The sequence below is a fragment of the Pseudoalteromonas galatheae genome (genome assembly GCF_005886105.2).
Taxonomy (GTDB): Bacteria; Pseudomonadota; Gammaproteobacteria; order Enterobacterales; family Alteromonadaceae; genus Pseudoalteromonas; species Pseudoalteromonas galatheae.
On record NZ_PNCO02000001.1, the window covers coordinates 2,183,374 to 2,200,896 of the forward strand.

The 17,523-nt window shown below is 41.1% G+C and carries 7 protein-coding genes; 5 read left to right on the forward strand and 2 right to left on the reverse strand.

Annotated features, from left to right (window positions below; translation table 11 throughout):
• Nucleotides 1-4 precede the first annotated feature (4 nt).
• Genes CWC29_RS09595 through CWC29_RS24080 form a run of 5 tightly spaced genes read left to right on the forward strand, consistent with a single transcriptional unit; the run spans nucleotide 5 to nucleotide 14,323 of the window.
• Nucleotides 5-6,091 carry a type I polyketide synthase gene (locus CWC29_RS09595; RefSeq protein WP_138522365.1) on the forward strand — a complete coding sequence of 2,029 codons (6,087 nt, stop codon included), beginning with the start codon at nucleotides 5-7 and terminating at the stop codon, nucleotides 6,089-6,091.
• Entirely contained in the window at nucleotides 6,091-10,770 is a 4,680-nt protein-coding gene (locus tag CWC29_RS09600) for a non-ribosomal peptide synthetase (RefSeq protein WP_138522363.1), read from the forward strand. Before CWC29_RS09595 ends, CWC29_RS09600 begins: the two co-directional genes overlap by 1 nt.
• A gap of 2 nt (nucleotides 10,771-10,772) precedes the next feature.
• Nucleotides 10,773-12,371, forward strand: coding sequence for a carbohydrate-binding protein (locus CWC29_RS09605; RefSeq protein ID WP_138522361.1), 1,599 nt, complete (start codon nucleotides 10,773-10,775; stop codon nucleotides 12,369-12,371).
• A gap of 1 nt (nucleotide 12,372) precedes the next feature.
• Entirely contained in the window at nucleotides 12,373-13,692 is a 1,320-nt protein-coding gene (locus CWC29_RS09610; protein WP_138522359.1) for an MFS transporter, read from the forward strand.
• Nucleotides 13,685-14,323, forward strand: a complete 639-nt coding sequence (locus tag CWC29_RS24080; RefSeq protein ID WP_138522357.1) for an acyltransferase — start codon at nucleotides 13,685-13,687, stop codon at nucleotides 14,321-14,323. The genes CWC29_RS09610 and CWC29_RS24080 overlap by 8 nt, the downstream gene beginning before the upstream one ends.
• A 130-nt stretch (nucleotides 14,324-14,453) precedes the next feature.
• Here the strand turns inward: CWC29_RS24080 and CWC29_RS09620 are convergent, their stop codons facing one another.
• Both CWC29_RS09620 and CWC29_RS09625 read right to left on the reverse strand, forming a co-directional pair.
• Nucleotides 14,454-15,947 carry a tryptophan halogenase family protein gene (locus CWC29_RS09620; protein ID WP_138522355.1) on the reverse strand — a complete coding sequence of 498 codons (1,494 nt, stop codon included), beginning with the start codon at nucleotides 15,945-15,947 and terminating at the stop codon, nucleotides 14,454-14,456.
• A gap of 2 nt (nucleotides 15,948-15,949) precedes the next feature.
• Nucleotides 15,950-17,494: a tryptophan halogenase family protein gene (locus CWC29_RS09625; protein ID WP_138522353.1), complete on the reverse strand. Its 1,545-nt coding sequence runs from the start codon at nucleotides 17,492-17,494 to the stop codon at nucleotides 15,950-15,952.
• Nucleotides 17,495-17,523: the final 29 nt, after the last annotated feature.

Here is a 17,523-nt window from a genome sequence, read left to right on the forward strand (position 1 = left end):
AAAGATGAATAACAACCAAACTGCAACTGAGCAACAAAATGACATCGCTGTCATTGGTATATCATGTCGTCTTCCGGGAGAAAATAACTCCCCTTTTGATTTTCATAACTTCCTAATAAACGGTGGTAATGGCATCACGGAAATTCCTAAAGAGCGTTGGGATGTCGACGCCTACTATGATAGTGATCGCGATAAAGCAGGAAAAATGTATGTTAAAAATGGAGGTTTTTTATCTGGTCTATCGTTATTCGATGCCCCTTTCTTTGGTATCTCCCCTAAGGAAGCCCCCTATATCGACCCGCAACAACGCTGGGCACTCGAAGTCGCCTATGAAGCGCTAGAAAATGCAGGATTAGATGTTGATAAGCTTAGAGGCAGTGATACTAGTGTATTCATGGGTCAGTTTATGCACGACTTTGAGCAATTACAAACCGATAGCAATGCCCATGAATTGGTTTCTAGTCACTCTGCGACAGGGTCTTCAATGACGCTCACGGCGAACCGACTATCCTACTGTTTTGATTTTCACGGTACCAGTCTTACGCTTGACACCGCTTGCTCCTCCTCACTTGTAGCACTAGATTTAGCATGTAAAGCGATTCACAGCGGAGACAGCCAAATTGCCTTAGCTGGTGGTGTAAACTTATTACTGAGACCAGAGATGACAATGTCGATTTGTAAAGCCTCCATGCTTTCACCTGATGGGCTCTGTAAAAGCTTTTCTAGCGATGCGAATGGTTATGTTAGGAGTGAAGGTGTTGCGGTAGTCGTGTTAAAAAAGCTGTCTGAGGCGATTAAAGATCAAAACCCGGTTCTTGCGATAATCAAAGCAAGTGGTACGAATCAAGACGGCCAGACTAGCGGGATCACCGTACCAAATGGACATGCACAGCAGCAACTTTTATCAAAAACCCTGGCCATTGCAGGTCTTACTGGTAGTGATATAGATTATGCAGAAGCACACGGGACTGGCACTGCAGTCGGCGACCCTATCGAAGTAAATGCGCTAGGCACTGTACTCGGTGCGCGATCCCAAGAGATAGAGCCGTGCTTAATTGGGTCAGTTAAAAGTAACATCGGCCATACTGAACCAACAGCAGGGATAGCTGGCTTGATTAAAACGATCAATGCCATGAATAGCGGCATAATCCCAAAAACATTGCATTGTCACACTATTAACCCCGCTATCAACGAGGCACAATTAAATATAAAAATAGTGACAGATAACACTGCTTGGCCAAATAGGGGCGATTACACTCCTCGTCGCGCTATTGTAAATTCGTTTGGTTTTGGAGGTACTAATGCCAATGTCGTGATTGAGCAAGCACAATCAACCTCCAGATCCTGCTCTACCCGTCCTAGTTTGTTGCAGCTATTCGTCAGCGCAAAATCAGCTGCTGCGCTTAAGTTACAAGTATCCGCCTATCTAGACCACTTAAAACCACTTGATGAAAGTGACGTACCCGATTTTTGTAGTAACTCAGTGTTATTACGGACTGCCTTTAAAAATAGAGCGGTTTTCACCGCGCGAGACAAAACCGCGTTGATTACGCAACTTGAAGACTTTATTTCCGAGCGGCCCAACAAAGTTAATCGTAGCGCAGCCTCCCAACCAACCTCCTCTGCCCCAATCGCTTTTGTTTTCTCTGGAATGGGAACTACTTGGCCAAAAATGGGACAAGCTTTATATAGCAGCAATGCTTTATTCAAGGCTGAACTGGATAAAGTTGACATCGCACTACAACAATATGTGTCATGGTCTTTAATTGAGAAAATGCACTATGCTGGTGACGAAATACATGAAACACAATACGCACAACCAGCAATATTCGCGATTCAAATTGCATTGTTTAAGCTATTAGCTCATTACGGTATCAAGGCTGATGCCATCGTTGGTCATAGCGCAGGAGAAGTAGCAGCAAGCTATTGTGCTGGTGTTTATAATTTTGAAGAGGCGCTTCGTATTATCTATCACCGTAGTCGGCTACAACAAACAACCGCTGGTGAGGGGAAAATGCTAGCTGTTGGAATCAATGAAACCCAAGCTCAAATGCTTTGTAATAAGCACTTTGGAGCTGTGTCAATCGCTGCAATCAATAGCAAAACTTCTATTACTCTCTCTGGTGATACCAACAATCTACAAGCAATCTCAGATGAGCTAGAGCTACAGGGCAAGTTTTCTAGATTTTTAAACGTTGAAGTGCCATATCACAGTCCAGTAATGGATAAGCTTAATAAGCCACTGATTGATTCTTTGTCACCTCTTCATCCAAGCGAACCAAATATTTCACTATACTCCACCGTGACAGGTTCAATTGCCGATTGGCAAAAGTGGACCGCTGAATATTGGCCTCAGAATGTTCGGGAGCCAGTTTACTTTGAAAAAGCGATACAAAACTTACTGGATGATGGCGTAAGGAATTTTATTGAAATTAGTCCGCATACGGTACTGTCAAATGTTATTAAACAGGTGGCCTCGGACCTCCCTATTTTTGCAACCTCTTTTATGATCCGTAACGAAGACGACGAACTCCAGTTTGCAGCAGGGTTGGGAGCTTTAGCAACATCAGGTTTGTTAGACCCTAAAGAAGCTTTACATGTGAAAAATTGCCCCCCTAATCACAATGTTCGGCTACCAAATTATCAATGGGAACATCAATCCTACTGGCATGAGCATCCTGATGTTCAACTTTCTCGCATTGAAAACAAGCAAAAGCGAGACGCTTTCTTAGATCTTAGTTTGCCAACACTCGGTCAACAGTTACTCAGCCAGCAGCCTATTTGGCAAAACAAAATCAGTACAAAAAATCAGCAGCACTTAACAGGACATCAGGTGGGTAATGAAACCATCTATCCAGGCGCGGCATACATTGAAGCTGCATTGCAACTGGCTCGAGTCCAAGCAGACGATACGAAATACACCCTCAGTGATGTTGAGTTTAATAGACCATTATATCTCAATGATGAGGAGATCACTCTTGAGACTCGACTTAATGTTGAAAACTCAACTATCTCTTTGTTTAGCTTTGAAAAAGAGTCCTGGTTCCAGCAAAGCCGATTTACTGTGGAGTGGAGCGAAAAAACAATCATCCAAGGCAAAACTTTTGACCAAAACACACGAGAATTTGAGCAGTGTATAAGTAAAGATGAGTTTTATACTCATTGCCATCGCTTAGATATGAACTATCAAGCACTCTTTCAAAGTGTGGTGCAATGTTGGAAATCATCATCGCAGGTTTTAGTAGAGATACAATGTGACTCTCAGGAAGACTCGAAAGTTATGTTAAGCCCTATGTTGCTTGATGGAGCTTTTCAAAGCTTCTTTCAATTAGTCGAACATTCGTACCTTCCTGTGAAAATTGATGAAATTATCTACCATCAAAAGCCCCCTAGCCATTGCTTCTCATTACTTGATGTAACCTTACTCAGTGATCCGCTTTGTGTTGGCGATCTAAATATCTATACGTTAGACGGACAGCTTTGCATTTCCATTTTAGGAATAGAGCTAAAAGCCAATACGCAACATCAGCTGAACCCTTTAAAAGAACTTAAATATCACTACACTTGGCAAAATTTGACAACGCCTATAACCAAAACAGAAACTCAGGCCAATACGCTTTGTATTCTTCGAAAAGGCTTTCCAATAAAAGGCTTAGGGCATTATCCAGTGGTTAATATTAGCAGTAACGATGATGTTGCTTTGATCACAGAAAAGTTAACCCCTTATTTAACCAGCACTGAACGCTTAATTATAGATCTTAGCCATTTATCCGATATCAAAATGCCAAATGAATGTCTTCCGCATAGCATTATCGATGAAGCTTTGGTCGCACCACTTAGCTACTTTCAAGCGATCCAAGCTGCAGCCTGGGGTAAGCCATTAGAAGTAATCGCCGTGACGAGATATGCTCAAGCTGTTAGCCAAACTCTAGTTAACCCCTTGCAAAGTGCGCTTTGGGGTATGTTGAGAGTATTTGCCGCTGAAAACCAACAATTCAAGCTCAGATTACTAGATATAGACCAACAGTTATCTAGTGTTGACACCTTTGAGCTGCTACTTAATACAAAACAACTCAGCGATACTGAAATGGCGATTCGTGATGGTCAAGCTTTCGTTCAACGACTTGAGCATCTAAGTTCTCAAGCTTGCGCTGAAGATAAATATTTTACCGTTACTACGCAAAAATCAAAATATTACAATTGGCACCTTGATGGGGAAAGTTGGGTTGCCTACGAGCATGATGACGAAAACAAAACTACTCCTGTACATGCCATCTCAATCAACCGTGCAGTTTTGGCAAATCGACCTAGTTACTTTGTTTATCAGCTTAAAGATGTTGCTGAACCCAAAGTAGCACTCGCCAATTGTGGCATCACCAATTACCTAGATAACACAGTGCCGTTCGTGTCGCTACCTGACATTAGTACATCTTGGTTAACTGAAAACTTAGCGGTTGTTCATCAATCTCTTGCCTTAGTGCAAACACTTTTGACACAAACTACTACTGTGACTTTTTTTAGCCCTACCACAGCTGCCAGTCTTGCTGCTATTTCCTGCTTAAAAACCGCGGGGTGCTCCATTCATATTATTGAATCAGCCGACCATCTCGATGTACTAGAACCTATTGACATCTTGGTCATTGATACTGTGATGACGATGCCAATCATACTGCAAGAGAAGTTAAGTTACGGCGCACATATTGTGAGTGCTGAACCACGACCAAAAACTAAATTAAATGAAGCCAACTACAACTATATAAAACCTACAATACAGTTAAATAAAACCCAATCTATAGAATCATTACATGCGTTTATAGTTCAGATTGTCGAGTCATTAAATGAGTATGAACAGATAGCTTTAAGTCAACCTTTGAGCGTACCAATTGATGCACTCACAACAAAGTTTCAACAGGAATATCAAGTAGTAACTCTTAACACTTTGCCTCCGGTAGCACGCCTAGCACATGCTCCGAGTGTTCACTTCCATGACAGTAGCTATCTTGTTACTGGAGGACAAGGAGGAATAGGCCTTGAAGTGGTAACTTGGTTATTTAATCAAGGCGCAAAACAAATCTTTGTTTCGGGTAGAAGTCCACTTAACAATCGCCTTAATACTATTATCAAAACCGCTGCACAATCAGGATGCACTATTAATTACATTCAAGCTGATATTAGTCAATATAATGATGTCATTGAGTTGATAAACAAGATTACTGCTACGGCGACTCCGCTAAAAGGTATATTCCATGCGGCTGGTTTGCTTAAAGATGCAACTTTCTCAGCCCAAACAGCAGAACACATGTATTCAGTTTTAGCACCAAAAGTGAATGGCGCTTGGTATCTGCACCTCGCCACAAGCTCTTTAGCACTCGACTATTTTGTTTGCTTTTCCTCAATCGCATCAATTGTTGGCTGGGCGGGTCAAGCGAACTATGCAACTGCTAACGCTTTTATGGATGGTCTATGTGTCGCTAGAAGACAGCAAGGGAAGCCGGCCCTTAGCTTAAATTGGGGACCGTGGTTAGAAGCAGGCATGGCGGCACAACTTTCAGAACAAGAGCAACAAGCTATGTTGCAAGCTGGAATGCATCCTCTCACCTCTAACGAAGGGGTCATTGAATTAGCACGCTCACTACAAAGTGCAAAACCTCAAATTGGTATTTTCAAAGTAGATTGGCTCAATGCAAAAATGGCAACAGGTAGTAGCGTATTTTCACAATTCCAATCAACAGACTTAAATAAAGATGAAGATCCAATAAAAGCCCAGTTACTTGAGGCAAGTTCAGCATCTCGACATACGCTACTCGAATGCCGTATCAAGGATGAATTAGCTAAAGTACTTGGGTTACAAGATGCCAACAACATTGAAAGTGGCTCCAGCGTGTTTGATTATGGCCTCAATTCATTAATGGCTATAGAGCTTAAGCAGAGATTGCAAACACTTTGTGATAACCCCCTTCCCGCTTCTTTAGTTATGAAACACGATTCCGTAACTAAGCTTACGAGCTTTATCGCGGCCTTATACGAAGAATATCATCAACCTGCAATTGATGTCGTTACCAATGAACAAGTCGTAAAGGTCACTTTATAATGGAACAGTTAATTGAAAAGTGCCAAACGCTTGGTATTTCATTTTCACTCAGTGTTGATGACCAACTCGAGTTACACGCGAAAACACAACCAAGCACTGAGTTGATCAATGAAATAAAAGCGGAAAAACAAAACCTTATTGCGATGCTAAAACGCAATAAAATGAAACAGTTAATACTCAAACTGTCACAGCCGATCAAGACAAGCCGGTCACACACGCGGTCTGAGGTATCATTTCAACAACAACGTATGTGGCTGGCTGATTCGCTACGAGAGGGAGCGACTGAGTATCACCTTGCTAAGGTATTTGACCTAAAGGGATTACTGAATTTAGCGCTTTTTGAACAGTCAATCCTACATGTTATTGCTCACAACAACATACTGACAACTCAATATCAAAAGACAGACTCATCAATACAGCAATACCTTGGAGACAACAGCACTGGAGTCTTTAACATACATAAATGTTCAGGTTTGAGTGACTCAGCTATATTTACCGCTATCCAGAAATGTGTGGAAAAGCCGTTTAACTTAAGTAGTGAAAACCCTATTCGTGTTGAGCTGTTTCAAAAAAGTCCTAATCATTATTACTTTGTTTTTGTAATACATCATATCGCCGCAGATGGATGGTCTATTGCGCTTTTTTGTCAACAGGTTGCGAGCGTCTATGCTCAATTAATTGATGGGCTCTCCGTTGACACAGAATACGACTCCATAAGCTACATTGACTACGCACTGTGGCAACGCGCAGTTCTAGAACCACAACAATTGGATTTACTCAGTCAGTGGTGGCAAGCCAAACTCAAAACTTGTACAACAAATGTTACTTTTCCTAGTGATAAAAACAGACCTTCTTTCTCAGATCTGCCAGCACAGGTTTATACAAGCCATATCAATAGCGAGCAGTTTGCATGCATAAAAGCATTTGCTAAAGCACACGCTTGCACTCCTTTTACTGTTGTTTATAGCTTATTTAATGTTTTGCTCGCATTCTACAGCAATGAAGAAGATATCGTGATTGGTACTCCTGTGGCCAATCGAGATCACCCTCAATTACAGACGTTAATGGGCTTTGTTGCCAATACCGTTGTACTTAGACAAAGTGTTGATTTAGGTAGTTCATTTGCTACGTTAGTGCATGCTGCAAAACAGCAAACCAGTGAAGCATTTGAGCATGCGCATTTACCATTTGAAGTGCTGTTAGAAAAGATATCGATCCCGAGGCATCATAATCAGCCACCGTTGATTAACATATTCCTTGCTATGCACAATATGAAGCCTATTGTGCCAGAGTTAAAAGGTATCGAGATCACACCGACCAAGCAACAATTTCGTAAGGCTAAGTTTGATCTGACTCTCGATATATTTGAGCATTCTGATGCGTTGTTGTTAGAGTGGGAATATGCGTGTGATTTATATCATCATCAAACTATCGAACAGCTAGCCGAAAACTTCTCACACCTCTTGGATACCTTGCTACAAAATGCAACCTCACCTATGTCCTCTGTTGCTTTTGTCGCGCCAAAGCAACGCAACGATATTCAACAAAGTTGGCAAGGTGCACATAGAGACTATAGCAAACACGATGCTTTACCCGAGGCTCTACAACATACATTTGCTCAATATAAAGATAAGATTGCGATAGTAGACGATTCTGGAACATATAGTTATCAAGCGCTACAAAAACTTGTCGAGAAATACACTACCCTCATCCAAACACAACCACTTCACCATAATTGCTTTATTGGCGTGTATTGTCAGCGCTCAGTTCATATGGTTGCGGCGATGTTAGCTATCTTGCGTAGTGGTCATGCCTATCTGCCATTAGACCCAGACTACCCAGTAGTAAGAGTTGAGCATATGGTGAATGATTCAAATGCACAACTTATCTTATGTGATTATAAATTGGAGACACGCTGCCAACTCTTTAATGTTCCAGTGCTGAGCTTACAATGCAACCATGGAGAAGTGGCAACTCATGAAGACTTATCGCCTTGTACCGCAATAGATTCACTTGCTTATGTAATTTATACCTCAGGTTCCACGGGTAAACCCAAGGGTGTTACTGTCTCCCATCTTGCATTAAGAAATTTTATAACCGCGATGCAAGAAACATTTGTACTAAGTACCAATACCCGTGCACTAGCAGTGACTTCGATCTCATTTGATATTCATGTATTGGAATTATATCTACCGTTACTCAGTGGCGGCAGGATCCACCTAGCAACCGCGGAGCAAGGCAAAGACCCTCAACAGTTACAATCGCTTATCGATAGAGCAGGTATTAATTTTATTCAGGCAACTCCGACTTCGCTCGGTATGCTTAAGAACTTTAATGTACAATTTAGTGCTAATACCACAGTGCTAAGTGGTGGAGAAGCGCTGCCATTGGAGTTGCAACACTACCTCAACCAACAAAATGTTTCTCTTTGGAATATGTATGGGCCAACTGAAACAACGGTGTGGTCATCAATTGCATTATTAAAGCATGATGATGACATCCATCTAGGGAAGCCCATTGCCAATACTCAATTTTATGTTGTTAATAAGCATCACCAAATATTGCCAAGAGGTGCCACTGGTGAACTGCTCATCACTGGCGATGGGCTAGCTAATGGCTATTTGAATCTCCCCCAGCAAACCGCTGAGAAATTTGTATTACTCAATATCACTGATACCCAAACTAGCGCTTATAAAACTGGCGACTTAGTGAAAATTGATAGTAAGGGACAACTGATTTACCAAGGACGTATAGACCAACAAATTAAGCTAAATGGTTTTAGAATAGAAATTTCTGAAATAGAAAACACTATCTCTCAATACCAAGGTATTGACGCCGTAGCCGTGGTGCTGAATCAGGCTAATATGCTAACTGCCTTTATCGTTACCCAATCGCCCAAAGATATAAATCTCATCGCATTGCGCCAGTATATTGCAGAGCGATTACCACACTTTATGCAACCCGCTGAAATAAGGGTACTTGAACAATTACCGCTTACACCAAATGGCAAAACAGATAAACTCGCACTGTCTAAACGAGCGCAGCTCGAGAACAATACCCAGCATACAGATGGCATGTTGCAAGGCTACTCTAAGACACTGCTTCAACTTTGGCAAAATAAGTTACACCTAACCACTTTTGATCCGTTTAAGTCCTTTTTTGAACTTGGCGGCAACTCAATTCAATTGATCGATCTCGTTGCGACCATCAACCATGAGCTCAATCTATCTATTACAATAAAAGCCTTTGTTAGTAACCCTTGTTTGGATCATATGGCCATGCTTGTGGGCCAAGCTCGGTCTGATGCATTAGACACGATAAACCTGACTGTAGATGAATCTAGTTATGTAGATAGTGACGCAATACAGATACCTAGCCTGCCTAATCGTCAACATCTACTGGCAATGGGTGGTAAAAATCACCTTTGGGTAGTCAATCATACTATGGCACTAAAAGACGAAGATCACACGCTGACTTATGCGTTAGTTTATCGTGCACTTACCCTACTTATCGCTCACCACCCAGCATTCAGAACTACGTTGCATCCCGAGTCGCAAACTGAATATATTCAAAGTGTAAAAACCACCTTATCACAAAAAATATGCTTTGACTTATCCCACTTGGATGTCGACCAAATCGCCCCCTTTATCACCAAAGAGGTGAATACGATTCGTTTAGCATCAAGTTTATTAAGACTCTTTTATATTAAGAAAAATGGCAGTGTGTTCCTTACCTTGTCATTACACCATCTTATTTTTGATGGTTTTAGTATGGAGGTCTTTGCAAGAAACTTAGAGTTAGTTGTCTCAGCATTGAAAGCCGAAGAAACTACATGCAAACTTCAAAAAGACCCTTATATTAACTTTGCCCGTGCATATCAAGACTATTTTAGTCAACCCTTGAGTTCGGGCGTGTGGCAAGAAGACCTTGTGTTTTGGCAACAAGCTGCCAAGCGGCAAAATCAAAGGATGTTTTCCGTAGAGCAAGTTATGAAGGCTAATCAAGGTAAATCCCAACGTCATACAATTACTGCGCTACCACTTCAACTCAGTGATCACATTAAGCAGGTTTCAAAACAGCTTGGTGTTTCACAAGCGAACTTACACACGGCAGCAATCGCCCGCGCACTGCAACAGAGCCTCACACTGAGTACTGTCTCTATCGAGCTCTCTCAGTTTAATCGGTTTAATAGACATATTGATGTTGCTACAGAAGCGATCGTTGGCTATCTCATTTCGCCAATAACTTTGATACTTGGAGAACAGGCATTTACATCACTAGATGCGACTATTTCGTCTGTAGATAGCTTTTTAACATCTGCTCCTCACAATGCCACGGGTTACTATGCATTATCACATTTGAACCCAGATCCTAAGGTTCAACATGCCCTCCCAATATTGCAAACCGCTGACTTTAACTTCAACTACCAAGGTGAGTTAAATACATCGACAAACCAGAATATCGTCACCGAGCTGGAAGACTGGCACATCAAACTAAAGCAGACCATTCCATTCGTTATTTCGGATGAAACAACATCAAGCCCATACAGTTTGTACATTTCAACCTATTTTGAGCAAGGCCAGCAACGAGTGTTTATCGGCTATAGCGCGCAACTGTTTGACGAACAACAAATCACAACTCTGACAGAACAATATATAAATAATCTAAAAGGAATGTAGCAATGAAGTATTTTTATTTAATGGTGTTCATATTTTGCAATTTTGCAATTGCGAATACCAGTAATACGGAGTTTAAACTCAAAGGGTATTACGATTCAGATTTTTATCACCAAAAGTTAGGGCTAACAAAATCGCAGTTTGACTCAATCGCAAATCAACTGTTCCTAGTTGTTGATCAAATGGGTAAAAAATCTGTTGATGAGTTAATCCAAATAGCATATTTGGAAAACCCACAAAGCGAAACAACCACTGCACTTGCAGCAGTAAGATACCTTTCCAGCTCGTTAATGGCCAACAACACACTTACAGCAGAGTCATTAGAGCACAGTATTGTAGCCCTCTATTATCTTGAGCGACTTAATACCATTTCAAAAAAACATGCTTGGGCAAAACAGGTCCGAATAACGCTTGGTAGAGAGGTGAATAAGGTGCTTGAATACGAGGCACTTACCGTGAATGAACAGCTGGAATCGCATGCTCAGTTTCACCATGCTTTCAATGTGCAGCCCGAGCACGGAGTTGCAGCTGGACTTGCTTTGGTGGATAGCTTAATTGCCGATCCTGGAAATGTGATGACCTTAACTTTAGTGACAGGTTCAAGACTTTGGCTAGGCGGTGAAGTGTCATATTCTGATCCAAATACGCTGTATTACTTTATTCTAACGAGTTTCTACAGTACCAGAGCTATTCTTTTATCTCACGAATTAGAGAAACAGGCAAATCAGTCCGCAAGCACAAAGAAGACTATGAGACTTTCTTCAATTCTTGGTGGCTGGACTACCTTACCTAGACGCTGGCTTGCAGAGATACACCACGATCCACTCAGCCAATCACTGATAGAGCAAGAGCATCACCAGTGGTTTTCTATCAACCCAGGGTTTCATTCGATAACGCTCGCCTCTAGTTACTTTAATGAAGATCCTCGATTTTTTTGGGGCTATGGCTACTTGATGCAAGGGTTAGGTATTTGTAATCAAAATCTACTGTTTAGAAGTTGTGCTGACGACCCCCGGTTTTCATTTAATCGACTGGTTTTCTTAACCACAATTATTGACTATTCAATAAAAGCAGGCGATTTTGATACAGCGCAAATGCTATTAGGGGCGAGGTATTGGCCCGAGTTCCATTGGAATGACTGGTCTCAAGGTCATGCTCCATGGCAACTAAGAGAGCAAAATATGCAACTGTTACATGAACAGTGGAATAATGCTGATGCATCAGACGATCTCCCTTTGATCACTACGATGAAAAGGCAATGGGGTGATAATACGATGACCTGCCAAACATGCCACCAAGAACAGAATCGCAGTTGGACAGCTGAAGAAAAAGAGCGAGCACGTACCCCCTCACCTAGTGTTGAGTATTTACAGTTTTGGCCTGAAATATCAACCAGCTGGACCGGAGACCAACACACCACATTAAAATGTGACAATATCAATTCATGGCAAAGTAATACGGTTTACCGAGCGAAACAGCAAGTTGTTTATCAACATGCGTTATTTGAAGCAAAATGGTGGACACGAAATGAGGTACCGTCAAAATCAAAACAGTATGATGTATGGCAGTTTGTTGGGTTTTGCCAGACTGGCAGCGTAAAATAATATGCAGCTACTGTCCAAAAATAGTAAATTTCACCTCCATTGGGTTGGCGTTATGCTAACCCAGATAGGTGCATACTTTACGCTTATCGCCCTTCCTTGGTTGACGCTGTCTGTTGCGAATAATAACCCAACAACACTTGCCATTATCATGGCTTGCTTTGGCATACCTCATAGTATTTTTATTTTGCTAGGTGGCTCGATTGCCGATAAGTACTCTCCGCTTTTCGTTATCAAATTATCACGCTTCGGCTTTGCATGTTGTACGTTGATATTTGCACTCGCGCTTTACTTCATCACCCCAAGCATCTGGCTACTAGTCGGCTTTGCAATCTTCGCAGGTGGATTTTCAGCGCTCGGCTTCCCCGCAAACCAATCGTTTATTCCACGAATTGTGCAACATGACGATATTTTGAAAGCCAATGTACTTACGATGGGAAGTAGCTTTGTAATCCAAGCTTGTGCACCCGTAATGGCGGGATTTTGCTTATTATGGATTAAACTATATTTAGAACGTCATGGATTGGTGAATAGCAATATTGATCATCTTACTTTTGCTTTTCTCCTTGATGCAGCTTTGGTGTTTATAGCGGCCTGTTGCACCTTGAAAATCAATCTAGGAGAAAAGAATGAGACCAAAGCTCTATCAAAAACACATACTTTATTTCAAACAGTGCAAACGAGCTTCCACTATAGTTTTACACATCAAAATCTCAAAATCATTCTGTTGTACTTGATGCTCATTTCAATCCTGATCCATGGCCCACTCTTAATCTTGCTTCCATACCTTGTGAAGGTGACTTTGAATATGGATGAATCAGCACTGAGCTATTTATTGGCAAGCCAAGGAATAGGCACTTTTGTCGGCGCAACTTTAGTCGCAGTTTGTAAGCCGAATATGCAAAATCTCGGAAAATATATCTTATGCTTTGACCTCATTACCGCGATTGTGTTTATTCAACTTGGTTTTCAATCATCTCTCGTTTTGCTATGTCTAAGTTTAGTCACGATTGGATGTGCTGCTGGGTTTACCGTGGTTGCAGGTACTACTTGGTATCAGGTGAATATTCCTATAGAGAAGCTGTCTGGCGCCATAGCATTCGTGCTGTTCGCAATCCACGGATTGATCCCACTTTCTTCCATGCTGATTGGTACTCTGATAGAACTATTTAACGTCGCACAGATCACTACCTTATTTGGTACGTTTACTGCCATCATTTGTTTTGTTGGTTTACTTTCTCCCAAGGTAAGAAATATGGGTAAGGTCCTATCTGTAGATACCGAATCTAAAAATGCACCTCAGGACATAACAAGTAATGCCTAAATACCTTAATCATCCTTTTCCTAACAAATCCAAATCATGGTTGGATCTGTTACAAGGAAACACGCAACTTTTTGCTTCAAAACCAGAAATATTAGGCAAGCCTAAGTTCAATTATGTTGAGGTATACGAAATCGATGACACGCTCCCCCCAAAAGTTAATGTTGAAGCATTTGCAACTTCAATCCGTATAGGAAAAAATGCCTACTTAGACTCTAGCAGCGCAGCCGCATTTCCGAATGATATCGTCAAATTAACCGCTGTAAAAAGGCCTGGTCACCAGCCTGGTAAAATCTCTATTGGTGATAATGCTTGCTTACAAGGAACAGCTATCGTTAGCTATCAAAGCGTCAAGATTGGTGATAATGCTTTATTTGGGCCAAACGTCATCATCATGGACTGCGACGGTCACACCTTGAAAAATAGAAATGCTCCGGATGAAGTATCAAGACTAGTAGCAAGACCTGTATCTATAGGCAATAACGTTTGGATAGGCTATGGCGCGATCATCAATAAAGGCGTAACAATTGGAGACAATGCGGTCATTGGAGCTGGAAGTGTCGTAACAAAAGATGTGCCTGCCAACACGATGTTTGCAGGCAACCCCGCTCGGTTCATTCGGCAGTTAACATAATACCGATGATATTCATCCTTCTGCCGATTTGATTGATGAGCTGTAATATCAGCTCCATTAATAGTTATTAGTAAAATTCATAAGGGGTTAATAAAGCACAAAGTCGGCTACAGTCTCTTTGCTAGATACTTCACTGGGTGTTGTCGCTAGCAAATAGCTCAGCCTGGTCAATAAATAGGTCCGCTGTGTCCTCACAATAAGCTAAGGCTTTTGTTGCAAGCGAGTCCAGTGTTGTTCCGGCCTCAATATCCAAATCGGATAACCCCATTCCACATAAGATGCTATACCATGATGCTTTCGCATATGCCGAATCTCCGAGCAATTCTTTATACGAGGATTCGAAATCACCGGAGGAAGTCCAAGCTTGTAATATCGCATTTAAATTAGCTGAGATACTGTTATTTTCTCTACAGTCTTGCCAATACTTTCCTTCCTTGGAATTTATTTTATAGTGACACACGACGTAATCTCGCACGCTATCAAATTGATCGTTTATTTTTTTGTTAAGTTTTTCTGCGCTATATTCATTTTCGACACCATTAATGTATGACATCACTGTATATTGTACTAGCATAAGTGCTGTTGCTTCTAAAGGCTCAATAAAACCTTGTGATAGCCCAACGGCTAAACAGTTTCCTAAAAAGTGTTCATTAAGCCGGCCAACTCGCATTTTGATATGTCTTGCATGACACCCTTTGCCCTGTTCCGGCAATAAGCTTCTTAACTCATGCTCAGCTTCATCACTAGACAAATATTTACTTGAATAAACATAGCCATTACCATCTCTATTGCGTAACGGTATTTGCCAACGCCAACCACAGCTCATCGCGGCCGAGATAGTTTTACTTTCTAATTGCTCAGTAACTTTTGGTGTTTGAATAGCCACTGCAGCATCGTTAAACAACATATCGCTATAAGAATGAAAGTCTCTTTTTAAAGCTTTATTTACCAAAACCCCAGAAAAGCCTGTGCAATCTACAAATAGTTCCGCCGTAACGGTCTGTTTTGTATCGAGTACTAAAAAGTCAATATTTTTGTCGCTGTGGATTACACTATCGACCGTCGCTTCTTGATAAATTACACCTCGCTCAATGCTTTTTTCTTTGAGGTAATCACCTAGTAATGCAGAATCAAAGTGATAACCATAATCAAGCTCAATGGGCAAAGGCTTCTTTGTTATTATCGCTTTGTGTTTTTTCGCCAGTGATGCTGCTACAAAAAAGTTGTCTGGCAGTACATTAACCCGCTCTCCTTGTCGCCATTTTTTTGCTTGTTTTACAAAAGCTGTGCTTGTTTGGCTATCCAGAGCTGAAAAAAATGGATGAAAGTAACTCTCATAGCCCTGTACTGTTGACCAGTTTGGAAACTGAATGCCGACCTTGTAGGTTGCATTGCACCTTTGCATCCACTCTTTTTCATCGATATTTAGTGATTGAAAAAAATATTTTAATGCAGGTGTTGAGCCTTCGCCTACACCTATTACAGGCACATCAGGTGACTCTATCAATATAACTCTTGTATTAACCCAATGAGACTTAAGTAAAATAGCGCTCATCCAGCCTGCAGTGCCACCACCTATAATCGCGATACTTTTGGGCACACTGTTGCTTATTCTTTCATTCATAATTACACCTTAGGAAACTTGTACTCTTTTAGTTTTTCTATAAGCTCCCTGTGATTAGGCAGTTTTTCCTGCACTAAGGTTCTATATTTATTAACTTCCGCAAACATAGCGCGTGCTTTTTTTGTTTTCTCAGCACTGAGTCTACTCGAATCAACTTCTGTCTTAAAACCCATACCATAAAGTACATATTGGTAACTATCCATGACAAATGGTTCGAAAGCACTAGCAAAATCATACTTACTTAAAGGGTTATTCTGCCAATGGGCTAGTTTACTTCTCAGCTCGTCAGGAATACTGTTAATATTTTTATTATCTAGCCAAAACTGCCCATCAGTTCTTTGAGACAAAACATAATGCATTTTTATAAACTCAATGGTTTTATTCCACCGAAATAAAAAAGATTGATTAAATTGCTTCTCTATAAACTCAAATTCATGCTGTGAATGAGGAAATTTGTCACATAACATATTTACAGCGGCTTCCACTAAAAAAATAGCTGACGCTTCTAATGGCTCTACAAACGCAGCGGAAAGCCCAATAGCGACACAGTTTTTGTGCCAGAATTTTTCTCGATAACCAACTTGAAATTCTAAATGCTTCGCAGAAATGTCGTCGGTATTAATACCTGCGTACTCTCTAATGCGTTGCTCTGCACAACCCTTACTGATATATTTATCACTATAAACAAACCCGATCCCTCGCCTAGATTGCAATCCTATATCCCAAATCCAACCCTCAGGCTGAGCAGTAGAAATCGTTTCACAAGCAATAGGACTGTTGGGGTTTTCATAAGGAACTTGCAAAGCAACAGCTCTATTTACAAATAAAGTATGCGATAGGTCAACGAACGGTACTTTCATTGCGTCACCAAGCAATAAACATTTAAAGCCTGTACAGTCGATGAATAGGTCGGCGTGTAATTTTTCACCCGTGACCGTTTCTACATATTCAATACTACCATCACTCTGAACGCTAACATGTCCAATATCAGCGATAATGTGTCGGACTTTCATTTTGTTTACAGCTTTATCTTTTAATAGATTGGCAAATTTAGCTGCATCAAGGTGATAGGCATACCCTTGTAGCCCTTCATATTGAGGTGTCGTGATATTTTTAGGTGCTTTACCCTGCTCACAGACATCTCCTTGCATACTGACAGCTTCAGAGTATGGTACTTCTCCAGCAATACCGCTCGACCAAAAGGGTGCAAGGTTAAACTCCCAAGGATCGTAAAGTGATGTAAACAAATGGCGGTAATAAATGTCCTCGTTTTCATCAGCCACTTTTTTCCAATTTACAAACTTAGCGCCCTGCTTGAAGGTTGCATCACAGGTATTTAAAAATTCAGTTTCACAGATATCAAGAGTTTTTAGCGTATCTCTGATCGTTGGCCAAGTCCCCTCACCCACACCAATAGTTGGAATATTGGCTGACTCAACAATACTCACTTCTATGTCACTGCCGCTATCAATAAATTGTTTGGCAAGTCTAGCTGCTGTTAACCAACCGGCGGTACCACCTCCAACAATTAATACTTTTTTTACCATGCCACTACTCACTTATTTACCTAATCTAC